Annotated in this window: 22 protein-coding genes; 14 read left to right on the top strand and 8 right to left on the bottom strand. The window is 67.9% G+C overall.

What is annotated here, in order from left to right:
* The first annotated feature begins 6 nt into the window (after positions 1 to 6).
* Together ACRDTL_RS16910 and ACRDTL_RS16905 are read left to right on the top strand one after the other, a co-directional pair.
* Positions 7 to 495, top strand: a complete 489-nt coding sequence (locus ACRDTL_RS16910; protein WP_431507850.1) for a polyadenylate-specific 3'-exoribonuclease AS — start codon at positions 7 to 9, stop codon at positions 493 to 495.
* 25 nt (positions 496 to 520) lie between these two features.
* Complete coding sequence (locus tag ACRDTL_RS16905) at positions 521 to 1,909, top strand: class II 3-deoxy-7-phosphoheptulonate synthase (protein ID WP_431507849.1); 1,389 nt, start codon at positions 521 to 523, stop codon at positions 1,907 to 1,909.
* A gap of 11 nt (positions 1,910 to 1,920) precedes the next feature.
* Here ACRDTL_RS16905 and ACRDTL_RS16900 read toward each other — a convergent pair whose 3' ends face one another.
* A complete protein-coding gene (locus tag ACRDTL_RS16900) occupies positions 1,921 to 3,045 on the bottom strand; it encodes a protein kinase domain-containing protein (protein WP_431507865.1) in 1,125 nt (374 codons plus the stop codon).
* A gap of 115 nt (positions 3,046 to 3,160) precedes the next feature.
* Between ACRDTL_RS16900 and ACRDTL_RS16895 the strand changes: the two genes are divergently transcribed.
* On the top strand, positions 3,161 to 3,565 hold the full coding sequence (locus ACRDTL_RS16895) for an Rv2175c family DNA-binding protein (protein ID WP_431507848.1): 405 nt from the start codon (positions 3,161 to 3,163) through the stop codon (positions 3,563 to 3,565).
* On the opposite strand, the gene ACRDTL_RS16890 is transcribed toward ACRDTL_RS16895, so the two are convergent.
* Together ACRDTL_RS16890 and idsA2 are read right to left on the bottom strand one after the other, a co-directional pair.
* Positions 3,552 to 5,081, bottom strand: coding sequence for an alpha-(1->6)-mannopyranosyltransferase A (locus ACRDTL_RS16890; protein ID WP_431507847.1), 1,530 nt, complete (start codon positions 5,079 to 5,081; stop codon positions 3,552 to 3,554). The two genes, ACRDTL_RS16895 and ACRDTL_RS16890, sit on opposite strands and share 14 nt — an antisense overlap.
* A gap of 5 nt (positions 5,082 to 5,086) precedes the next feature.
* Complete coding sequence (gene idsA2, locus ACRDTL_RS16885) at positions 5,087 to 6,166, bottom strand: bifunctional (2E,6E)-farnesyl/geranyl diphosphate synthase (RefSeq protein WP_431507864.1); 1,080 nt, start codon at positions 6,164 to 6,166, stop codon at positions 5,087 to 5,089.
* Positions 6,167 to 6,295: 129 nt separating this feature from the next.
* Between idsA2 and ACRDTL_RS16880 the strand changes: the two genes are divergently transcribed.
* Entirely contained in the window at positions 6,296 to 7,186 is an 891-nt protein-coding gene (locus ACRDTL_RS16880; protein ID WP_431507846.1) for a mycobacterial-type methylenetetrahydrofolate reductase, read from the top strand.
* On the opposite strand, the gene ACRDTL_RS16875 is transcribed toward ACRDTL_RS16880, so the two are convergent.
* Both ACRDTL_RS16875 and ACRDTL_RS16870 read right to left on the bottom strand, forming a co-directional pair.
* On the bottom strand, positions 7,165 to 7,872 hold the full coding sequence (locus ACRDTL_RS16875) for an LppM family (lipo)protein (protein ID WP_431507845.1): 708 nt from the start codon (positions 7,870 to 7,872) through the stop codon (positions 7,165 to 7,167). The genes ACRDTL_RS16880 and ACRDTL_RS16875 overlap by 22 nt on opposite strands.
* Positions 7,873 to 7,897: 25 nt before the next feature.
* Positions 7,898 to 8,497, bottom strand: coding sequence for a GNAT family N-acetyltransferase (locus ACRDTL_RS16870; protein WP_431507844.1), 600 nt, complete (start codon positions 8,495 to 8,497; stop codon positions 7,898 to 7,900).
* Between the two features lie 192 nt (positions 8,498 to 8,689).
* Here ACRDTL_RS16870 and ACRDTL_RS16865 point away from each other — a divergent pair, with 192 nt between their 5' ends.
* The 5 genes from ACRDTL_RS16865 (at position 8,690) to ACRDTL_RS16845 (ending at position 13,934) form a co-directional block, all read left to right on the top strand.
* Positions 8,690 to 9,082, top strand: coding sequence for a DUF3040 domain-containing protein (locus ACRDTL_RS16865; protein WP_431507843.1), 393 nt, complete (start codon positions 8,690 to 8,692; stop codon positions 9,080 to 9,082).
* Positions 9,083 to 9,363: 281 nt separating this feature from the next.
* Positions 9,364 to 9,795, top strand: coding sequence for a division/cell wall cluster transcriptional repressor MraZ (mraZ, locus tag ACRDTL_RS16860; protein ID WP_431507842.1), 432 nt, complete (start codon positions 9,364 to 9,366; stop codon positions 9,793 to 9,795).
* On the top strand, positions 9,770 to 10,957 hold the full coding sequence (gene rsmH, locus ACRDTL_RS16855; RefSeq protein WP_431507841.1) for a 16S rRNA (cytosine(1402)-N(4))-methyltransferase RsmH: 1,188 nt from the start codon (positions 9,770 to 9,772) through the stop codon (positions 10,955 to 10,957). Before mraZ ends, rsmH begins: the two co-directional genes overlap by 26 nt.
* A complete protein-coding gene (locus tag ACRDTL_RS16850; protein ID WP_431507840.1) occupies positions 10,957 to 11,949 on the top strand; it encodes an FtsB family cell division protein in 993 nt (330 codons plus the stop codon). Before rsmH ends, ACRDTL_RS16850 begins: the two co-directional genes overlap by 1 nt.
* Positions 11,946 to 13,934: a peptidoglycan D,D-transpeptidase FtsI family protein gene (locus tag ACRDTL_RS16845; RefSeq protein WP_431507839.1), complete on the top strand. Its 1,989-nt coding sequence runs from the start codon at positions 11,946 to 11,948 to the stop codon at positions 13,932 to 13,934. The genes ACRDTL_RS16850 and ACRDTL_RS16845 overlap by 4 nt, the downstream gene beginning before the upstream one ends.
* Positions 13,935 to 13,950: 16 nt before the next feature.
* Here ACRDTL_RS16845 and ACRDTL_RS16840 read toward each other — a convergent pair whose 3' ends face one another.
* Genes ACRDTL_RS16840 through ACRDTL_RS16830 form a run of 3 tightly spaced genes read right to left on the bottom strand, consistent with a single transcriptional unit; the run spans position 13,951 to position 14,824 of the window.
* Positions 13,951 to 14,109 (bottom strand): hypothetical protein, encoded by a 159-nt coding sequence (locus ACRDTL_RS16840; RefSeq protein ID WP_431507838.1) that lies wholly within the window; start codon positions 14,107 to 14,109, stop codon positions 13,951 to 13,953.
* A complete protein-coding gene (locus tag ACRDTL_RS16835) occupies positions 14,110 to 14,550 on the bottom strand; it encodes a type II toxin-antitoxin system VapC family toxin (protein ID WP_431507863.1) in 441 nt (146 codons plus the stop codon).
* Positions 14,537 to 14,824: an antitoxin gene (locus tag ACRDTL_RS16830; protein WP_431507837.1), complete on the bottom strand. Its 288-nt coding sequence runs from the start codon at positions 14,822 to 14,824 to the stop codon at positions 14,537 to 14,539. Before ACRDTL_RS16830 ends, ACRDTL_RS16835 begins: the two co-directional genes overlap by 14 nt.
* Positions 14,825 to 15,026: 202 nt before the next feature.
* Between ACRDTL_RS16830 and ACRDTL_RS16825 the strand changes: the two genes are divergently transcribed.
* The 5 genes from ACRDTL_RS16825 (at position 15,027) to ftsW (ending at position 22,192) form a co-directional block, all read left to right on the top strand.
* A complete protein-coding gene (locus ACRDTL_RS16825) occupies positions 15,027 to 16,589 on the top strand; it encodes a UDP-N-acetylmuramoyl-L-alanyl-D-glutamate--2,6-diaminopimelate ligase (protein WP_431507836.1) in 1,563 nt (520 codons plus the stop codon).
* Entirely contained in the window at positions 16,586 to 18,088 is a 1,503-nt protein-coding gene (locus ACRDTL_RS16820) for a UDP-N-acetylmuramoyl-tripeptide--D-alanyl-D-alanine ligase (protein WP_431507835.1), read from the top strand. The genes ACRDTL_RS16825 and ACRDTL_RS16820 overlap by 4 nt, the downstream gene beginning before the upstream one ends.
* On the top strand, positions 18,085 to 19,164 hold the full coding sequence (mraY, locus tag ACRDTL_RS16815) for a phospho-N-acetylmuramoyl-pentapeptide-transferase (RefSeq protein WP_431507834.1): 1,080 nt from the start codon (positions 18,085 to 18,087) through the stop codon (positions 19,162 to 19,164). The genes ACRDTL_RS16820 and mraY overlap by 4 nt, the downstream gene beginning before the upstream one ends.
* Before the next feature lie 73 nt (positions 19,165 to 19,237).
* The gene (murD, locus tag ACRDTL_RS16810; RefSeq protein ID WP_431507833.1) at positions 19,238 to 20,695 is read left to right on the top strand and encodes a UDP-N-acetylmuramoyl-L-alanine--D-glutamate ligase; all 1,458 of its coding nucleotides are present in this window, start codon (positions 19,238 to 19,240) and stop codon (positions 20,693 to 20,695) included.
* A gap of 18 nt (positions 20,696 to 20,713) precedes the next feature.
* Complete coding sequence (ftsW, locus tag ACRDTL_RS16805) at positions 20,714 to 22,192, top strand: putative lipid II flippase FtsW (protein ID WP_431507862.1); 1,479 nt, start codon at positions 20,714 to 20,716, stop codon at positions 22,190 to 22,192.
* The last annotated feature ends 5 nt before the right edge of the window (positions 22,193 to 22,197 follow it).

The following is a 22,197-nucleotide window of genomic DNA, read 5'->3' as shown; positions in this document are numbered from 1 at the left end:
GTCGTCGTGCGGTACTTCTACGACACCGAATTCATCGAGGACGGCCGCACCATCGAACTGATCTCGATCGGGGTGGCCGCCGAGGATGGCCGCGAATACTATGCCGTGTCCACCGAGTTCGATCCGGAGCGGGCCGGCAGCTGGGTGCGCACCCACGTGCTGCCCAAGTTGCCACCGCCGGCTTCGGCGTTGTGGCGCTCGCGCGCCCAGATCCGCGCTGAGCTGCAGGCCTTTTTCGGAGTCCGGGACGCCGAGCCGATCGAACTGTGGGCCTGGGTCGGTGCCTACGACCATGTCGCGTTGTGCCAGTTGTGGGGCCCGATGACCGAACTCCCGACGGCGATACCCCGCTTCACCCGGGAACTGCGCCAGCTGTGGGAGGACCGGGGATGCCCCCGGATGCCGCGCCGGTCGCCAGACGCGCACGACGCGCTGATCGACGCTCGCGACCAGCTGCGCCGATTCCGGGTGCTCACCGCCGACGGTTCGCCCTGATCACAGGGCCAGTTACCATAGACGGGTGAACTGGACCGTCGACGTACCGATCGACCAGCTCCCGTCGCTGCCGCCGTTGCCGGCCGATCTGCGGGCCCGGCTCGATGCCGCGTTGGCCAAGCCCGCTACCCAGCAGCCGAGTTGGTCGGAAGACCAGGCCAAGGCGATGCGCACGGTCCTCGAAAGCGTGCCGCCGGTGACGGTAGCGTCCGAGGTTGTCCGGCTGCAGGACATGCTGGCGCAGGTCGCGCGGGGTGAGGCATTCCTGTTGCAGGGTGGTGACTGCGCGGAGACGTTCGTGAACAACACCGAACCGCACATCCGGGCGAACCTGCGCGCGCTGCTGCAGATGGCGGTGGTGCTGACCTACGGCGCCAGCCTGCCGGTGGTCAAGCTGGCCCGCGTCGCCGGACAGTACGCCAAGCCGAGGTCGACAGACCTCGATGCGTTGGGCCTGCGGTCCTATCGCGGCGACATGATCAATGGATTCGCACCGGATGCCGCAGCACGCGAACACGACCCGTCGCGCCTGGTACGGGCCTACGCCAACGCCAGCGCGGCGATGAATCTGGTGCGGGCGCTGACCTCCTCGGGGCTGGCGTCGCTGCATCTGGTGCATGACTGGAACCGGCAATTCGTCCGAACCTCACCGGCCGGCGCGCGCTACGAGGCGTTGGCCGCAGAGATCGATCGGGGCCTGAAGTTCATGAGCGCCTGTGGGGTGGCCGACCGCAACCTGCAGACCGCCGAGATCTACGCCAGCCATGAGGCGTTGGTGCTGGACTACGAGCGGGCCATGCTGCGGTTGTCGGACGGCGAGGATGGCGAGCCGCTGCTCTATGACCTGTCGGCGCACTACCTGTGGATCGGCGACCGGACCCGGCAACTCGACGGCGCTCACGTCGCGTTCGCCGAGGTGATCGCCAACCCGATCGGGGTCAAGATCGGGCCGACGACGACCCCGGAGCTGGCCGTCGAATACGTCGAGCGGCTCGACCCGCTGGGCAAGCCGGGCCGGCTCACCCTGGTCAGCCGGCTGGGCAACAACAAGGTGCGCGACCTGCTGCCGCCGATCGTCGAGAAAGTGCAGGCCACCGGGCATCAGGTGATTTGGCAGTGCGACCCGATGCACGGCAACACCTACGAGTCATCCAACGGGTACAAGACGCGGCACTTCGATCGCATCGTCGACGAGGTCCAGGGCTTCTTCGAGGTGCACCGGGCGCTGGGCACCTATCCCGGCGGTATCCACGTCGAGATCACCGGCGAGAACGTCACCGAGTGTCTCGGTGGCGCGCAGGACATTTCGGACACCGACCTGACCGGCCGCTATGAGACGGCGTGTGACCCACGGCTGAACACCCAGCAGTCGCTGGAGCTGGCGTTCCTGGTCGCCGAGATGCTGCGCGACTAGGCGGCTCGCGCTCACAGCAAGCCGGCCAGATTGCTGCCGATCGTCCACGCTGCGGCGGCCACCAGCCCGGTGACCGCCAGCACGACCGCGAGCCAGATCAGCACCATCCGCCGGGCGTGCTGACGAGCGAGTGCGAACTCGCTCAACTCGATTCCAGCGAATTGTCTTGCACCGCCACGTCTTTGGTATTCCGGTTTGGCCGCCCAGTCACGGGTCAGCTGGCGAGTGGGGTGGCGCACGGGTGGTCGCTGTTTTTGGCTGTGATACAGCGCGGCAGACCGGTGCTGCGCGGAGTTACGGGGCGCCGGGACCCGGAATCGCGGCAGTGCCAGTTCGTCGACGATCGCATCCAGCTCGGCGGCCATGTCGAGCGCGTCGGCGTACCGCTCGGCCGGGTCGCGCGCGGTCGCGCTCGCCACCAGTGTGTCGAACTGACGCGGCACACCGTCGATAACCGTGCTCGGCGGCGACACGTCGGCGTCCAGCCGTTGATAGGCGACCGAGAGTGCGGAGTCTCCGGAAAACGGTGTGTCCCCGGTGAGCAGCTCGTAGGCCACGATCCCGGCCGCATAGACATCACTGCGCGGGGTGGCCTTTCCGTCGCGAACCTGTTCGGGGGACAGGTAGGCTGCGGTGCCGAGAATGACGCTGGTCGAGGTGATTCCGGCCGCCGCGACGGCACGCACCAACCCGAAGTCGGCGATTTTGACCTCACCGTCGTCGGAGATCAACACGTTCTCGGGTTTGACGTCGCGGTGCACCAGGCCGGCGTGATGCGCGGCGGCAAGCCCGCCCAGCACCGGACGCAGCACGGCGGCCACGGCATGCGGCGGCATCGGACCACGCTCGGTCAGTAGCTCGCGCAGGGTGCCGCCCTCGATGAGCTCCATCACCAAAAACGGGTGCCGGGCGTCAAGGCCCTGGTCGTAGACCGCGACCAGGCCCGGATCCTTGAGTCGGGCGACGGTCGTGGCCTCGAGCCGGAACCGGGTCAGGAATTGCTCGTCGCCGGCGTAGCGTGAATCCATCACCTTCACCGCGACAGGGCGATCCAGGCGGACGTCGAGGCCGCGGTACACCGTTGAGGTACCGCCGGTGGCGATCTTGCCCACAACTTGGTACCGCCCGTCGAGCATCGTGCCGACTAGGGGATCCGCCGCAGCTGCTGCCACGGGCTCATCGTAGGTGGCACTGCGATTTCCGCCCGAAACGCACACTCAGCGTGCCGCAAACGGTTCTAGACTGAACGCGATGAGCAGCATTCCGGCCGGCGACGACGTCCTGGACCCCGACGAACCCACCTACGAGCTGCCCGACGTCGCGAAGCTGATGGGCGTGCCGGTAACCAAGGTGCACCAGCAATTGCGGGAAGGCCATCTGGTCGCGGTCCGACGTGCCGGTGACGTGGTGGTGCCGCGGGTTTTCTTCACCGAGTCCGGTCACGTGGTCAAGAGCTTGCCGGGGCTGCTGATGGTCTTGCACGACGGCGGCTACCACGACACCGAGATCGTGCGCTGGCTGTTCACCCCCGACCCGTCGCTGACCGTCACCCGCGACGGCACACGCGACGCCATCAGCAACGCGCGGCCAGTCGACGCGTTGCATGCACACCAGGCCCGCGAAGTGTTGCGCCGGGCACAGGCTATGGCTTGCTGAGCGGCGTACTGACCGGCACCTCGGGTGCCCGGTACAGCGAGTACCACGCGATCAGCGCACAGCTCGTCGCGATCCCGACGTGAAGCCACGAGTACATGCCGTGCGCGCCATCGGGTTTGAAGATCACCATGATCCACGTAGAAAACCCGGCGATCGCCGCGATCGCCGGCCGTGACTGGGTCAGCGAAGCCACCACCGCCAGCGGCCAGGTGTAGTACCAGGGCAGCGCGGCGGGCACGAACAACACCACGATCAGCATCGCCCACGCGATGCCGGTGAGCGCCCCGCGGTCGTCGTGCCGGAATCGCCACCACAACAGCGGCAGCGCCACGGCAATGATCACGATCCCGGCAATCCGGGTGACGTGCAACACCGCATAGAAGTTGACGGCGAAAAACCAACTGCCGATGGCATGCACCAGATTGGCCGCCGCGGTTGGCACGGTCAGCCAGTTGATGATCTTCACCGAACCGGCCAGCGCGGTCAGCCAGCCCAGACCCACCCCCGCCACCGCGGACAACACCGCGAAGACGGCCACGAAGATCACCACCGACGTCGCGGTGGCCGAAGCGAATGCCGGCAGCGACCGGTATCCCCGTCGGTCGGACAGATGACGCATCCACACCCAGACCAAAAACGGCAGCGCGATTCCGGCGGTGGCCTTGACCGCTATCGCGACGGCAACCAGCGCGATGCCCGCGACATGATGGCACTCGAAGGTCAGCGCGATGCCGGCGGCCATCAAACCCACCATCAGCATCTCGTTGTGCACGCCTCCCATCAGATGGATGATCACCAGCGGGTTGAGTACGCAGATCCACAGCGCGGTCGGCCCGTCGGCGCCGAGATGCCGGGCAATCCGCGGCGCCGCCCAGATCAACAGCGCCAGTCCGGGCAGCATGCACAGACGTAGCAGCATGGTTCCGGCGATCACATGATTGCCGACCAGCATCGTGACCAGCTTCGCGATCAGAATGAACGCCGGACCGTACGGCGCAGTGGTGATTGTCCAAATGGAACTGACGTTGTCCAACAACGCATTCGGGTTGTCAACCGGACCGGCGGCATAGGGGTCCAGGCCGTCGCGCAGCAGCGCCCCCTGAGCAAGGTACGAATAGGTGTCGCGGCTGAAGACGGGCACCGATCCCAGCAACGGAAGCAGCCAGAAGCCGGTAGTGACGACCATGGTGTATTCGGTAGCGCTGCGGTCAATGACCCGGCGGCCCAGCCCAAGCCACGCGATCAGCATCAACGCGACACCGGACCACAACAGCACAGAGGACAGCACCAGACCGTGGCCGAAGCGCAGCCAGGACAAGTGCAGCGACTCCAGCAGCGGGTCGTGCGGCTTGGTACTGCCCGCGCCGAGCCCGCCCGCGGTGATCAGCACCGCACCCAGGCAGCCCCGCATCGCCGGGCGTGCGTCGTGCGATGCGGTGAATTCCCGGAGACGCGAAATATGGTGTGGGCCATCGGCGGCCGAGCTGGTGGTCGATGCGGGTGTCGGGGTGGGCATGAGGCTCAGGTGACCCTGTTGGCGGCCAGCCGAGCCAGCTCGGACAGCCCTGTCCTTGCCGCCGGGTCGATCGGTGCGGTGGCCAGGGTGGCCAATGCCCGTCGGGTCAGCCGCTCGATTTGGTCCTCCACCGCGGCCAGCGCGCCCACCGCTTCGATGGCACCACACACGTCGCGTACCTGCGCGTCGGTCAGGTCGGTTCCGATCGAGGTCCGTAACATGTTGGCGGCCACGGGATCCGATTTGTCGGCCGATTCCATTGCCTCGGCCAGCAGCACGGTGCGCTTGCCGGACCGCAGATCGTCACCGGCCGGCTTGCCGGTGACCGCCGGGTCTCCGAACACGCCCAGCACATCGTCGCGTAGCTGGAACGCCACCCCCAGGTCGGTGCCGACCTGATGGAAGAGCTCCTGAACGTCGGGCCGGTCCGCCGCAGCGGCAACCCCCAATTGCAGCGGCCGCGACACCGTATATGAAGCGGTCTTGAACGCGTTGACGGTCATCGCCGCGGAGACCGACTCGGCGCCGCTGGCCTCGGCCACGATGTCCAGGTATTGGCCGCCGAGCAACTCGGTGCGGATATCGGCCCATACTTGGCGGACGCGGCGGCGGGCATCGGATGGCAGATCGACGCCGGCGACGATGTCGTCGGCCCAGGCGAGCGCCAAGTCACCGAGCAGTACCGCCGCCGACATCCCGAACCGGTCCGGCGATCCCCGCCACCGCCGATTGCGGTGCAAGGCGGTGAACTTCACGTGCGTGGTCGGCCGGCCGCGCCGGGTCGCCGAGCCGTCGATCACGTCGTCGTGCACGAGTGCGGAGGCGTGCAGCAACTCCAGCGCGGAAAACAGCAGCATCACTTGCGCATCGGCCTCTTTGGTCGCCACCGCGCGCCAGCCCCAGTAAGCGAAGACCGGCCGGAGTCGCTTGCCGCCGCTGAGCACAAACTCTTCCAGCCCGGCGATCAGGCCGTCGTAGTCGCTCCCGATATACGCGGAGTCCGTGCGGCGGTCGTGCAAATACGCTCGCAGCGCTTCGGTGATGGCGTCGGCGAACTTGACGGTTGCCGCTGCTTGGAGGCTCAGCGCGGCACCCCTTTCTGCTATAGCTGTCCTGCGCCGACAGTCTATGTCGGCGGTCGCCCGACCAGTTGCTTCGACAGGCTCACTATCTGACACCTATGCTGTCGTAGCCATCCAATGAGGAGCAGCCCGGTGACCCTGAACACCATCGCGATTGAGCTGGTGCCGCCGAACGTTGATCGTGGTTCGCAGCAGGCAATCGAAGACGCCCGAAAAGTGCTGCAGTTCGCCGCGGACTCCGGCATCGAGGGCCGCATCGGGCACGTGATGATGCCGGGGTTGATCGCCGAGGAGGATGACCGGCCCGTCGAGATGAAACCAAAACTGGACGTGCTGGAGTTCTGGTCGATCATCAAACCGGAGCTGCCCGGGGTGAATGGACTGTGCAGCCAGGTCACCGCTTTCTCCGATGAGCCCTCCCTGCGCCGGCGGCTCACCGATTTGGTGGCTGCCGGAATCGAGGGCATCGTCTTCGTTGGCGTACCGCGCACCATGCAGGACGGCGAAGGCTCCGGCGTCGCGCCAACTGATGCCCTTTCCATTTATCGCGGGTCGGTGCACAACCGCGGCGTGATCCTGATCCCCACCCGAGAGGGCGAACAGGGCCGCTTTCGTTTCAAATGCGATCGGGGTGCGACCTTCGCTCAGACCCAGCTGTTGTATTCCGATGCCATCGGAGGTTTCCTGGCCGAGTTTGCCAATAACACGGACCATCGGCCCGAGATCTTGCTGTCGTTCGGCTTCGTCCCGAAGGTGGAGAACCGGGTGGGTTTCATCAATTGGCTCATCCAGGATCCGGGCAACGCCGCCGTCGCCGACGAGCAGGCGTTCGTCAAGACGTTGGCGAACAGCGAGCCCGCGCAACGGCGCAAACTCATGGTCGACCTCTACAAGCGGGTGATCGATGGCATCGCCGACCTGGGTTTTCCGCTGAGCATTCATCTCGAGGCGACGTATGGCGTGTCGGCAGCGGCGTTCGAGACGTTCGCGGAGATGCTCGATTACTGGTCGCCGGCGCCGTAGTCGCGGGGTTCGGCGAACCGGGGAGAGCGGTCTCGACCCAGCCAGGCCAGCAGCGCCACCAATCCGGCCACCGCTATTGACGACAGCCCCAGCCACAACGCGGCGCCGCGGAAGGAACGGGTGCTGGGATCGGTGTAGCGGGCCTGGGCGGTCATGGTGCTGACGACGCCCGGCTTGAGCCGCCACTGCACCATCTCTGCGTCGACGCGGTCACCGTTGGTCGAGGTCACCGGGCCGGGGAAGGCCACGCTCAGCTGCACATCGGCGTCCGGATCGGTCAGCGTGGTCAGATCGGCCCGGCCTTCCAAAATCACCAGGTTGCCGGCTCTGCGCAAGGTCAGATTCACGCCCTCGGCGTCTGGATTCATGTTCGCCAGCTGCGGCAGTTCGGCAAACGTCAGGTCGGAGAACACGGCCTGCGAACCCACATAGCCGTCGCGGTTGTATTTGGAGATCGCCACTTTCTGGCTGAACGGCAGGTTGGAATCGAATTGCGGCCCGGCGTCCTTGTCGTTGCGCGGCTTAACCGCGGCGGTGACCTGCCCGGATATCAGGTCGTCGGGCGAGATGGTGATTGACGCCTTGATCTGCACACATCCGGCGGCCGTGGGCACCACCAACAGCAGCAAGAGCAGCGCGAGCAATCGACCACGACGGGCCGGGAGCGACAGGCAGCGGGCACGCATCAGGTCATCGTGCCAGACCGATCCGCTATAGCGGCAGCCTGCGGCCCAGGATCGCGAACGCTCGCGGGTCGCCGGCGAAGTGGTAGCCGCGCATGATGTCGGTGAACCCCAGCCGCCGGTACAGTCGCCACGCGCGGTTGGCCTCACCGTTGGTTTCCGGGGTCGACAGCAGCACGTTCTCCTCCGCGCGTCCGGCGAGCAGCCGTCGCGCCAACGCCTCGCCCAATCCATGGCCTTGCGCCCGGGGATGGATGTGTAACTCGGTCAACTCGAAGTAGCTGGCCATCAGCCTGGCGATCTCGGCGCCGGGAAAGCCGCCGCGCTGCAACCCCAATACCACCTGCTGCTGCCACCACTGATCGGGCGCGCCACAGTACCCGTAAGCCACGCCCAGCAAGGGCGCGCTGCTCAGCTTCGCGGCCGACGGCGTGTCCCCGGGCCGGCTGTCCGCCTCCACCGCGGCCACCGCCTGCCAGCCCTGCCGGCGGGTGTGCTCCAACCACATTGCCGCGCGTTGGTTTTCGGTGCCGGGGGGATAATGCATCGCGTGGACGTACACGCCCAAGGCGTCACCGAGACGGCGCCGCATGTCATGCGGCGGTAGGTCGATGAGGAATGTCGCCAACTCGCGGTGCCCTCCTCGGCGATCATCTGCGGCACAGCTCCCTTGCCATTATCGGGGTCGCGCCGCGCGTATCGAACGGCAATCGGTCGCAGCTACAATCGGCTGACGAACCCAGTGGTACGGCGCACACGGACCTCGTATCATCTGAGGTAGGTGTCCACTAACGGACATCTAGTCGGCAAGGAGGGACGAATGCCACTCTCCGATCATGAGCAGCGGATGCTTGACCAGATCGAGAGCGCTCTCTACGCCGAAGACCCCAAGTTCGCTTCCAGTGTCCGGGGCGGGGGATTGCGGGCGCCGACGGCACGGCGTCGGTTACAGGGTGCAGCGCTGTTCGTCATCGGCCTGGGCATGCTGGTTTCCGGGGTGGCGTTCAAGGCCACCATGATCTGGACCTTCCCGATTCTTTCCGTCGTCGGGTTCGTGGTCATGTTCGGCGGCGTGATTTTCGCCATCACCGGTCCGCGGCTTTCCGGCAGGCGGGATTCCGGGCAGGCGCCGCGCCAGCGTCGCGCCAAGGGTGCCGGTGGGTCCTTCACCAGCCGAATGGAAGACCGGTTCCGCCGCCGCTTCGACCCGTAACGTCCAGTCGACCCGGGGCAGCCATCGTCGGCTGCCCCTTTTTCATGCCCGGGCAAGCCGGGCCCCACAACGCCCCACTTACCGTCGGATCGTCGTTGATCTGGGGATTCCTCTATAAATAACGCTCCGGTATCCGAGGCCGGTCCGGCCGGCGTGGTGTGCGTACCGGTAAAACATCCACCTGTTATCAAATAGATGGGGCTGAGTGGGGGATTGTGGGGTATGGTGGCTGAAGTCGGGAGGTGGCGCGCGGGCCCTGCGCCGTGGCGGGAGGTGGCCAGATGTTTCTGGGCACCCACACGCCCAAGCTCGACGACAAAGGGCGGCTGACGCTGCCCGCCAAGTTCCGCGACGCGCTGGCAGGAGGGTTGATGGTCACCAAGAGCCAAGACCACAGCCTGGCCGTCTACCCTCGCGCCGAATTCGAGCAACTTGCCCGCCGGGCGAGCGGCGCTTCGCGCAGCAACCCGGAGGCGAGAGCGTTTCTGCGCAGCCTGGCCGCCGGCACCGACGAACAGCATCCCGATGCCCAGGGCCGAATCACGTTGTCGGCCGACCATCGCCGCTACGCCAACCTGTCCAAGGACTGTGTGGTGATCGGATCGGTCGATTACCTGGAGATCTGGGACGCGCAGGCCTGGCACGACTACCAACAGACCCACGAAGAGAACTTCTCCGCGGCCAGCGATGAAGCACTCGGCGACATCATCTGAGACGCATGCCCGTGCACCGTGGCCTCTGCCCGAACCGACCCTGACGTACTTCCCCAACGCCAGGTTCGTGCTATCGGACAGGGACCTCGGTGCAGGGGCAGCCGCGCACTGGCCCGTCCGCCGACGGACCGCTTGTCGGGGAGGTGTTGTCGTGCCTGACACCAGGGGCGATTTCGGTCACGTGCCCGTGCTGGCTGAACGCTGTGCCGCGCTGCTCAGCCCGGCGCTGAGGCGGCAGGCGCCCGACGGATCCGGGGCACTGCTCGTCGACGCCACCATCGGTGCCGGCGGCCACGCGGAGCGGTTTTTGTCCGAGCTGCCGGGGGTGCGGCTGATCGGCCTCGATCGCGATCCGACCGCGCTGGACATCGCGCGCACGCGGCTGGCGCGCTTCGCCGACCGGGTGACGCTGATCCGGACCCGCTACGACGGCATCGCCGCCGCCCTTATCGAATCAGGCTATGCCGCAACGGGTTCGGTGGACGCGGTGCTCTTCGACCTCGGCGTCTCCTCCATGCAGTTGGACCGCGCCGAGCGGGGATTCTCGTACGCCCACGACGCACCGCTGGACATGCGGATGGACCCCGAGTCCCCGCTGAGTGCCGCGGAGATCGTCAACACCTACGATGAGGTGGCGCTATCCGACATCCTGCGCCGCTACGGCGAAGAGCGGTTCGCGCGTCGCATCGCCGCGCACATCGTCCGCCGCCGGGCGCACACCCCGTTCACCTCGACCGGTGAGCTGGTATCGCTGCTCTACCAGGCGATCCCGGCCGCGGCGCGACGCACCGGGGGGCATCCGGCTAAGCGCACGTTCCAGGCGCTGCGTATCGCGGTCAACGGCGAACTGGACTCGTTGACCAGCGCGCTGCCGGCCGCGCTGGACGCGCTGGCCGCCGGCGGGCGCATCGCGGTGCTGGCGTACCAATCGCTTGAGGATCGCATCGTCAAGCGTGCTTTCGCCGACGCCACCGCGTCGGCCACACCGAGCGGTTTGCCGGTCGAACTGCCTGGGCTCGGGCCGCAATTCAGGCCGCTGACGCGCGGTGCCGAACGCGTCGGCGACGACGAGATACTGCACAACCCGCGCAGCGCCGGAGTGCGACTACGGGCGTTACAGCGGGTCGAAACCGGGGTACCGGCCAGCAAGGAGGGGGATTGATGAAGGCCAAGCGCGACGCGCTACCGCGCCGTAACGACGACCGTCGCCGCGGACACGAACTTGCCCCCGGAAAGGCCGGGCGCCGAACGGTCGAGAAGACATCGGGACGCCGCGCGCGGACGCGGGCGGGAAAGGCGTCGGCGCCTGCTCGTGAACCACGGGTGCCCCGGTCTGCGCCGCAAACCACGCCGATTTCCCGGCCGGCCGAACGGCCGGCCCGGCCCAAGAACACCAGCCAGGCCAAGGCCAGGGCGAAGGCGCGCAAAGCCAAGGCCCCCAAGGTAGTTCGGCCTCCGTTACGAGACCGCCTACTGCACCGGCTGGCGTCGATTGATCTGCGCCCACGCACATTGGCCAGCAAGGTGCCGTTCGTGGTGTTGGTCATCGGTTCGCTTGGCGCCGGGCTGGGCATCACGTTGTGGTTGTCCACCGACTCCGCCGAGCGTTCCTACCAGCTGGGCAGCGCCCGCCAAAAGAACCAGATATTGCAGCAGCAGAAGGAGGCGCTCGAGCGCGAGGTGCGAGAGGCGCAGTCGGCGCCGGCTTTGGCGGAGGCCGGCCGCAACCTCGGGATGATCCCGTCGAGGGATACCGCCCATTTGGTCCAGGATCCCACCGGAAACTGGGTGGTGGTCGGCACGCCCAAGCCGGCCGAGGGTGCTCCGCCGCCGCCGCTGAACACCAAGCTGCCCGACGAGAAGCCGTCGCCCCCGCCCGCCCCGCCGGTCAATCCGGTGGAGGTGCCGGTGCGGATATCGCCGGGTATCGGCGTGCCGGGCATGCCGGGGTCCGGACCGCAAGTTCTGGTCCGCGACCCTGCTGGTGCGACAACACTGGGCACCCAGCACCTACCGGGCCAGTTGAACGCGCCCGGGCCCGCCGATTCCGCGCCGGCTCCTCCCGCTGCGCCACCCGCGCCGCCGACGGCTATGCCGCTGGGCGGTGAGCAGTTCGGTCCGGTGACCGCCACGACGCCCGGTGCGACCAGATGAGCGGCGCAAGCCGCGCCCAGAGGCGGGAACGGACAACGCGAGTCAACCCGGCCAAGAAGCCCAAGAAGCCCAAAGCTTCCAAGAAGGTCAAGGCTTCCAAAAACGACGTGCGGACACGGGCGGCCGCGACCGGCCATTCGGCGCGCGACCGCCGCACCCGGCAAGCCGTCGATTTGGGGGTGGCCGGCGCGTCGTTCCTCTTCCGTTACCGGGCCGGAAATGTGGTCATCTTCTTGGCGCTGATCGTGGCCGCCACCCAGCTGTTCTATCTGCAGGTGCCGCGCGCCGCCGGCCTGCGCGCCGAGGCGGCCGGGCAACTCAAGGTCACCGACGCCGAAAAAGCAGTGCGCGGCAGCATCATCGACCGTGATAACGATCAACTCGCCTTCACCGTCGAAGCCCGCGCGCTGACGTTCCAACCGCGCAAGATCCGCAAGCAACTGGCCGAAGCCAACCAGAAGGATGCCAACGCTCCTGACCTGCAGCAGCGGCTGCACGACATCGCCAACGAGGTCTCGACCCGGCTGAACAACAAGCCCGATGCGGCCACCGTGGAAAAGAAACTGCGCAGCGACCAGACGTTCGTCTATCTGGCTCGCGCGGTCGATCCGGCGATCGCCAGCGCGATCACCGCGAAGTATCCCGAAGTCGGCGCCGAGCGGCAGGACCTGCGCCAGTATCCGGGCGGATCGCTGGCGGCCAACGTCGTCGGGGGCGTCGCATGGGACGGTCACGGTCTGCTGGGCCTGGAGGATTCGCTGGACGCTGCGCTGGCCGGAACCGACGGCTCAATCACCTACGACCGCGGATCCGACGGCGTGGTGATCCCCGGCAGCTACCGCAACCAGCACCGGGCGGTCAACGGTTCGGCCGTGCAGCTCACCATTGCCGATGACATCCAGTTCTACGTCCAGCAGCAGGTGCAGCAGGCCAAGAATCTTGCGGGCGCCCGCAATGTCTCGGCCGTCGTGCTCGACGCCAAGACCGGTGAGGTGCTGGCCATGTCCAACGACAACACTTTCGACCCGTCCCAAGACGTCGGCCGGCAGGGCAACAAGCAGATGGGCAACCTGTCGGTGTCCTCGCCGTTCGAGCCCGGCTCGGCGAACAAGGTCGTCACCGCGTCCGCGCTCATCGAATACGGCCTCTCCAATCCCGACGAGGTGCTGTCGGTGCCCGGCTCGATCCACATGGGCGGGGTGGACGTGCACGACGCCTGGGGCCACGGCGTGATGCCCTACACCACCACCGGCGTGTTCGGGAAGTCGTCCAACGTGGGCACACTGATGCTGGCCCAACGGGTGGGTCCGGAGCGCTACTTCGACATGCTGAAAAGGTTCGGGCTGGGTCAGCGCACCGGTGTCGGGTTGCCCGGTGAGAGTGCGGGGCTGGTGCCGCCGATCGACCAGTGGTCGGGCAGCACATTCTCCAACCTGCCTATTGGTCAAGGACTTTCGATGACCTTGTTGCAGATGACCGGCATGTATCAGACCATCGCCAACGACGGGCTGCGGATGCCGCCGCGCATCGTCAGGGCGACGATCGCGCCCGACGGCAGCCGCACCGAAGAGCCGCGGCCACAAGGCGTTCGGGTGGTATCGGCAGAGACCGCGCACACCGTGCGCAACATGCTGCGCGCGGTGGTGCAGCGCGACCCGATGGGCACCCAGCAGGGCACTGCGCCCCAGGCCGCGGTCGAGGGCTATCAGATCGCCGGAAAAACCGGTACGGCACAACAGATTAACCCGGCCTGTGGTTGCTACTTCGATGATGTCTACTGGATCACGTTCGCTGGTATGGCCCCTGCCGACGACCCGCGCTACGTGATCGGAATCATGATGGACAACCCGCACCACGCCGCCGACGGCTCACCCGGGACATCGGCGGCACCGCTGTTCCACAACATCGCATCCTGGCTGATGCAGCGCGAGAATGTCCCGCTGTCACCCGACCCCGGGCCGCGGCTGACGCTGCAAGCGATGTAGGACGGCATTACGGAGTTCACTGGTTCGCGCGCTCGTCGCGGTCAAAGCGCAACTGGCCGGCCAGTATCCCGCCGCAAGCCCCGATGCGATCCGCGCCGCCGCATATGCGCTGGCGTGCCTGTTCGAAGCCCACGGCGCAGCACCATGGCTGCTGGGTGCTGACGCTGTCAAACACCTATTGAGTCAACAGCCGCAGATCGATTCCCTGGTACTGCCTGAAATCAGTGTCAGTGGTCACCAACGTGAATCCACCGGTGAACGCGAATGCGGCCAGATAGGCATCCATCCAGATCTTGGGTGAGGCCGACTGGCGAACCGCGAACATTTTCCACTGGGTTTCCAGACCATTGGGTTCCTGACCGGTCATCGTGATGCGATCGTCTGCCAACAACGCGGCATAGACCGACCATGCTTCGGCGTTGGTCAGCGCAGCATTGCCGTACGCGCCCAGGACCGCGCGGCTGGTCAGTAGCCGTAGCAACGACTGCTGGGTTGCGCGGCAGAAGTGAATGACCGCAGGCTCGTCGACGGCGTCCAGCCACGCTCGCACGGTGGGGTGGTGGGGGTGTCTGGAAAGTGCCAGGGCGAGCCAGACGTTGGTGTCACAGAGCTGCATCGTCACGCCCGGACGCCCAGTCGGTTTCCTGGTCCAGCAGAGCGGCGGCGACACGCTCCGGCGTCATCTCGCGATCGGGGCGAGCCGGGTGTTCACAGTGCACGAGTGGAAGCCGCACCCGCCGTGCGGGTGAGATCGGGGGCCCGCTGTCTGCCTGAGACAGGCCGCGTCTGAGAAGCTCGGCCACGACATCCTTGATCTTGCGATCCTGCTGAGCCGCGCGGACCTTGATGGCGCGCATCAGCTCATCGGGCAGATCCAGCGTGGTTTTCATTTTCCCAGTTTAACAGCTTGCTGGTTATATGGCACAGAACCCGGATGGCCGCATCCAAGGAAAACCCACGCCCGTAACGGGCTTGCGCGACCGTACGGTGCGCGTTGACTGGTCTGGTTGGGCTCCGCCCTGCGGCCGGGGTGGTATCCGCGCAGCGCGTCGCTACCCGGCCCTGCGACGTTGCCGCGCTAGATAAGGTGTCATGGCCGTTAATGGCGTCCGGAACAGGCGGCGAACGGAGGTGATGACGGTGGCCGCTGTGCTGCGCCCGAGCGTCGGTGCGGGCGTGCCGCTGTCGGTGCTGGCAGCCCAGGTCGGCGCGGTATCCGCCGACCGGAGCGTGGTCCCTGACCTACGGGTCACCGGCGTGACGCTGCGAGCACAGGACGCGCTGCCCGGCGATCTGTTTGCCGCCCTGCCTGGCGCGTCGACCCATGGTGCCCGCTACGCCGGCGCAGCGATCGAGCGCGGGGCCGTGGCGGTGCTCACCGACGCCGACGGAGTCGCGCAGATGGCCACAGCGGTCCCGGTGCTGATCCACCCGGCGCCGCGCACCGTGCTCGGTGAGCTGGCCGCCACGGCGTACGGTCACCCGTCGCAGCGGCTGGCCGTTGTCGGGATCACCGGGACCTCAGGCAAGACCACCACGACTTATCTGGTCGAGGCCGGGCTGCGGGCGGCGGGGCGGACGGTGGGGCTGATCGGGACCATCGGCATCCGCATCGACGGCGCCGACGTCCCCAGCGCGCTGACCACACCAGAGGCGCCCGCGCTGCAGGCCCAGCTCGCCGTGATGGCTGAACGTGGTGTGGATACCGTCGTGATGGAGGTGTCCAGCCACGCGCTGACGCTGGGCCGCGTCGACGGTGTGCGCTTCGTGCTCGGCGCTTTCACCAACCTGTCCCGCGACCACTTGGACTTCCACTCCAGCATGGCCGACTACTTCGAGGCCAAGGCGCGGTTGTTCGACCCGGCCTCAGCGCTGCATGCCCGCACCGCGGTGGTATGCGTCGACGACGACGCGGGTGAAGCGATGGCCGCTCGGGCCGGCAGCGTGATCACGGTCAGCGCCGCCGACCGGCCCGCGGACTGGCGCGCCGAAGACGTTGCCGCCGACGCCGGCGGGGCCGAGTTCACTGCGGTTGACCCGGCGGGCGTGCATCATCGGGTGGGCATCGGGCTGCCGGGCAGTTACAACATCGCCAATGCCCTTGTCGCACTGGCGATTCTGGACAGGCTCGGGGTTTCTCCGGAGCAGGCCGCATTCGGGCTGCGTGACACCAGTGTGCCGGGCCGGCTGGAGCAGATCGATCGCGGCCAGGACTTTCTCGCGCTGGTCGACTACGCCCACAAGCCGGGCGCGTTGGGTGCGGTGCTGCAGGCCGTTCGTCGTTCCGGCAGCCGCCTGGCGGTGGTGTTCGGGGCCGGTGGCGATCGGGACCCCGGGAAGCGGGCGCCGATGGGCAAAATCGCCGCCGAGCTGGCCGACCTCGTCGTCGTCACCGACGACAACCCGCGCAGCGAGGACCCGGCGGCGATTCGCCGCGAGATTCTGGCCGGCGCCGCCGACGCCGGCAGCGGCGCAGAAATCGCCGAAATCGGCGACCGGCGGGCCGCGATCCGGCGTGCGGTCGCCTGGGCCGGCTCTGGTGACATCGTGCTGATCACCGGCAAAGGCCACGAAACCGGGCAAAGCGCCGGCGGGCAGACCCGCCCGTTCGATGACCGGGTCGAACTGGCCGCCGCCCTTCAGGAGCGGGAATGATCGCCCTGACCGTCGCCGAGATCGCCGAGATCGTCGGCGGACAGCTGGCCGACATCTCGCCGGCCGCCGCCGCCGGGCTGCGCGTGACCGGCACCGTCGAGTTCGACTCGCGCCGAGTCACGCCGGGCGGGATGTTCCTGGCGCTGCCCGGCGCCCGCTCGGACGGGCACGACCACGCCGCATCTGCAGTGGCGGCCGGCGCGGTCGCCGTGCTGGCCGCCCGCCCGGTCGGCGTACCCGCGGTCCTGGTCGCACCCGACCCGCAGGCAGCCCGCCGCTCCGGCGTGCTCGAGCATGACACCGACGGGTCGGGCGCGGCGGTGCTGGCCGCGCTGGCCAAACTGGCGACAGCGGTGGCCGCGCGCCTGGTCGAAAAGGGACTGACCATTGTCGGGATCACCGGCTCGTCGGGCAAAACCTCGACCAAGGACCTACTGGCCGCGGTGCTCGCGCCGCTCGGCGAGGTGGTGGCGCCACCGGGGTCGTTCAACAACGAGCTCGGCCATCCCTGGACGGTGCTGCGCGCCACCGAAAGCACCGACTACTTGGTCCTCGAGCTCTCGGCACGTCATCCCGGCAACATCGCCGCGCTGGCGGCCATCGCACCACCCGCGATCGGGGTAGTGCTCAACGTCGGCACCGCACACCTGGGCGAGTTCGGAACACGCGAGGCCATCGCGGATACCAAAGCTGAACTGCCACAAGCTGTTCCACGATCTGGCGTGGTCATCCTCAATGTCGACGACCCGGCGGTGGCGGCGATGGCCGACAAAACCGCCGCACGGGTGATCAAAGTCAGCCGCTCCCCGCACACCACCGCCGGGCCCAGCGACGTCTGGGCCGGCGCGGTGAGGCTCGACGAGCTGGCCCGGCCACACTTCGCCCTGCACACCGATGAACACGCCATCGACGTCGCGCTGGCTGTGCACGGCGACCATCAGGTGAGCAACGCGCTGTGTGCGGCGGCGGTCGCGCTGCAGTGCGGTGCCCGCGCCGAGCAGGTGGCCGCCGCGCTGGCCGATGCGCATCCGGTGTCAGCGCACCGGATGCGGGTGATTACCCGCGCCGACGGGGTGACCGTGATCGACGACGCCTATAACGCCAACCCGGATTCGATGCGGGCCGGTCTGCAGGCACTGGCCTGGGTGGCACGGGGAAGGCGACGCAGTTGGGCGGTGCTCGGCGAGATGGCCGAACTCGGCGACGACGCGATATCCGAGCATGACCGCATCGGCCGGTTAGCCGTGCGCTTAGATGTGTCTCGACTCGTTGTCGTCGGAATGGGGAGGTCTATGGGCGCCATGCACCAGGGTGCGGTGATGGAGGGCTCATGGGGGGCGGAGGCCAGCCTTGTCGCCGACGCCGATGCCGCCCTGGCATTGTTGCGGGCCGAACTGCAGCCGGGGGACGTGGTGCTGGTCAAGGCATCCAACACCGCCGGGCTGGGAGCGCTCGCCGACGCCCTGATCGCCGATGACGGCCGGGGCGTTTCCCGATGATCCAGATCCTCATCGCCGTCGCGATCGCGGTGACGGTGTCGATTGTGTTGACCCCGCTGCTGATCCGGCTGTTCACCAAGCAGGGATTCGGCCACGAAATCCGCGAGGACGGCCCACCCACCCACCACACCAAGCGCGGCACACCGTCGATGGGCGGGGTGGCGATCCTGGCCGGCATCTGGGCCGGCTATCTGGGCACCCACCTCGCCGGCATGGCGTTCGACGGCGGACGGCCGTCGGCGTCGGGTCTGCTGGTGCTGTTTTTGGCCACCGTGCTGGGCGCCGTCGGATTCGTGGACGACCTGATCAAGATCCGCCGCGCCCGCAACCTCGGATTGAACAAGACCGCCAAGACGGTCGGGCAGATCAGCGCCGCCGTGCTGTTCGGTGTGCTGGTGCTGGGATTCCGCAACAACGACGGCTTTACGCCGGCCAGCGCCGACCTTTCCTACGTACGTGAAATCGCCACCGTCACACTGGCTCCCGTGCTGTTCGTGTTGTTCTGCGTGGTCGTCGTCTACGCCTGGTCGAACGCGGTGAACTTCACCGACGGTCTGGACGGGCTGGCCGGGGGCAGCATGGCGATGGTCACCGCCGCCTACGTGCTGATCACGTTCTGGCAATACCGCAATGCCTGCGCCACCGCTCCGGGTCTGGGCTGCTACAACGTGCGCGATCCGCTGGACCTGGCGCTCGTCGCGGCGGCGACGGCGGGCGCGTGCATCGGCTTTCTGTGGTGGAACGCCGCGCCGGCCAAAATCTTCATGGGCGACACCGGGTCGCTGGCGCTGGGCGGCATCATCGCGGGGCTGTCGGTGACCAGCCGCACCGAGATCCTGGCGATAGTGCTCGGCTCGCTGTTCGTCGCCGAGATCACCTCGGTCGTGCTGCAGGTCCTGGCGTTCCGCACCACCGGCCGACGGGTCTTCCGGATGGCGCCGTTCCACCACCATTTCGAGCTGGTCGGCTGGGCCGAAACCACGGTGATCATCCGGTTTTGGCTGCTGACCGCGATCAGCTGCGGGCTGGGTGTGGCGCTGTTCTACAGCGAGTGGCTGGCCGCGACCGGCGGTTGACATGGCCGCGCCGGCGACGATGCGGTGGGCCCCCGCGAAGCTGGGGACGAAGCGATGAGGAGGAGCGGCGCACATGACGATGCATCCGCTTGACTCCGGCGGCCGCGTGCTGATCGCCGGCGGCGGGGTCACCGGCCGCTCGGTGCTGGCGGCGCTGGACACGCTGGATGCGAGGGCAACGCTGTGCGACGACGACCCGGTCACCCGGCAGCGGCACGCCGACGCCGGGACGCCGGTGGTCAGCCCGTCGACCGCCGCCGAGCGCATCACCGACTATGCGCTGGTCGTGACCAGTCCCGGCTTCCGGCCGACCGCGCCGGTGCTGACCGCCGCCGCGGCGTCGGGGGTACCGGTCTGGGGGGACGTCGAGTTGGCCTGGCGGCTCGACGCCGCGGGACACTACGGGCCGCCACGGCGCTGGCTGGCCGTCACCGGCACCAACGGCAAGACCACCACCACGTCGATGTTGCAGGCGATGCTGACCGCCGGGGGCCTTGACGCCAAGTTGTGCGGCAACATCGGCAACCCGGTGCTCGACGCGCTCGGCGAACCCGCCGACCTGCTGGCGGTGGAACTGTCCAGCTTCCAACTGCACTGGGCGCCGTCGCTGCGGCCGGACGCCGGTGTGGTGCTCAACATCGCCGAGGATCACCTGGACTGGCATGCCGACATGGCCGACTACACCGCCGCCAAGGCACGCGTGCTCACCGGCCGCGTCGCGGTGGCCGGGCTGGATGACGCCCGCGCGGCCGCACTGTTGGTTTCCGCGCCCGCACCCGTTCGGGTCGGCTTCCGGCTCGGTGAGCCGGCCGCCGGCGAACTCGGTGTCCGCGTCGGCATGCTCGTCGACCGCGCGTTCGCCGAAGATCTGGCCCTGGCGCCGATCTCCTCGATATCGGTACCCGGACCGGTGGGCGTGCTCGATGCGCTGGCGGCGGCGACGCTGGCCCGCAGCGTCGACGTCGGCGCCGGGCCGATCGCCGACGCGTTGGCGTCGTTTCGGGTGGGCCGGCACCGCGCCGAGGTGGTGGCCACCGTCCGCCAGGTCAGCTACGTCGACGACTCCAAGGCCACCAACCCGCACGCCGCCGAAGCGTCGCTGCTGGCATACCCGCAGGTGGTGTGGATCGCCGGCGGTCTGCTGAAGGGCGCCTCGGTCGACGCGGCGGTCGCCCGGGTGGCGAACCGGCTGGTCGGCGTGGTGCTGATCGGCCGTGATCGGGGCCAGGTTGCCGAGGCGTTATCGCGACACGCGCCCGATGTCCCCGTCGTGCAGGTTGTGACGGGCGAGGATGCTGATATGCATGCGGCTGCTGAGGCTCCTGTTACTCGTGTGACCAGAGTTATTCTTCGGTCCGGCGAGACGGTCGGCACTCGCGTGATGACCGCCGCGGTGGCCGCCGCTGCAGACCTGGCCAGACCCGGTGACACGGTGCTGCTGGCGCCGGCCGGGGCGTCCTTCGACCAGTTCAGCGGATACGTCGAGCGCGGCGACGCGTTCGCGGCCGCCGTGCGCGCCATCGCCAGGTAGGCGACGGTGACCAATGCGCTGGCCCGGTTGTTACGCCGGGGAACCAACGGCGGACAGCCGCCTGAGATCGCGGAGGAATCCGCCGCATCCGGCGCCACCGCGCCCAGGACCCGGTTCGGCGCCTGGCTCGGCCGGCCTATGACGTCGTTTCACCTGATCATCGCCGTCGCTGCGCTATTGACGACCCTCGGTCTGATCATGGTTCTGTCTGCCTCCGGGGTGCGCTCCTACGACGACGACGGGTCGGCGTGGGTGATTTTCGGTCGGCAGGTGCTGTGGACGGTCATCGGGCTGGTGGCGTGTTATCTCGCGTTGCGGGTGCCCGTGCGGTTCATGCGGCGCATGGCGTTCTCCGGCTTCGCGCTCACCATCGTGTTGCTGGTGTTGGTGCTGGTGCCCGGAATCGGCAAGATGGCCAACGGTTCCCGCGGATGGTTCGTGATCGCCGGCTTTTCGATGCAGCCCTCCGAATTGACCAAGATCGCCTTTGCCATCTGGGGGGCGCACCTGCTGGCCGCTCGGCGGATGGAGCGGGCGTCACTGCGGGAGATGCTGGTGCCGCTGGTGCCGGCGGCCGTCATCGCGCTGGCCCTCATCGTCGCCCAACCCGACCTGGGGCAGACGGTGTCGCTGGGCATCATCCTGTTGGCCCTGCTCTGGTATGCCGGCCTGCCGTTGCGCGTCTTCTGCAGCTCGCTGTTGGCGGTCATTGTGTCGGCGGCGATCCTGGCGGTGTCGGAGGGCTACCGGTCCGACCGGGTGCGGTCCTGGCTCGATCCCGCCGCCGACTCGCAAGGCTCCGGCTACCAGGCCAAACAGGCGAAGTTCGCGCTGGCCAACGGCGGTATCTTCGGTGACGGCCTGGGCCAGGGCACCGCCAAGTGGAACTATCTGCCCAATGCCCACAACGACTTCATCTTCGCGATCATCGGCGAGGAGCTCGGCTTCGTCGGTGCGTTCGGGTTGCTGGCGCTGTTCGGGTTGTTCGCCTACACCGGGATGCGCATCGCGCGGCGCTCCGTTGACCCGTTCCTGCGGCTGCTGACCGCAACTACCACAATGTGGGTGATCGGGCAGTCGTTCATCAACGTCGGCTACGTGATCGGGCTGCTGCCGGTGACCGGCCTGCAGCTGCCGCTCATCTCCGCCGGTGGAACAGCCAGCGCGACAACACTTCTGATGATTGGAGTGATGGCGAACGCGGCCCGCCACGAACCGGAGGCGGTGGCCGCGCTGCGTGCCGGCCGCGACGACCGGATGAACCGGCTGCTGCGGCTGCCGCTGCCCGAGCCCTACGCGCCGACCCGGGTCGAGGCGCTGCGTGACCGCCTGCGGGCCCGGCCGCAAGATCGGACGCCGGCGGCCGACCGGGCCATGCGACCGGGACAGCCCCGCCGGTCGGTGCATCATGGACGTGGCGATCGCAAGCGCTACACCGCCCAGCGTCATGGGCGTGGTGGGCGTGCTCCCGCACTGGAAGGTCAACGTTACGGGTGAACGAC

The organism is Mycobacterium sp., from assembly GCF_050700595.1.
GTDB lineage: Bacteria > Actinomycetota > Actinomycetes > Mycobacteriales > Mycobacteriaceae > Mycobacterium.
Note: the sequence above shows the minus strand (reverse complement) of the source record. Positions and strands in the feature narration are given on the sequence as shown.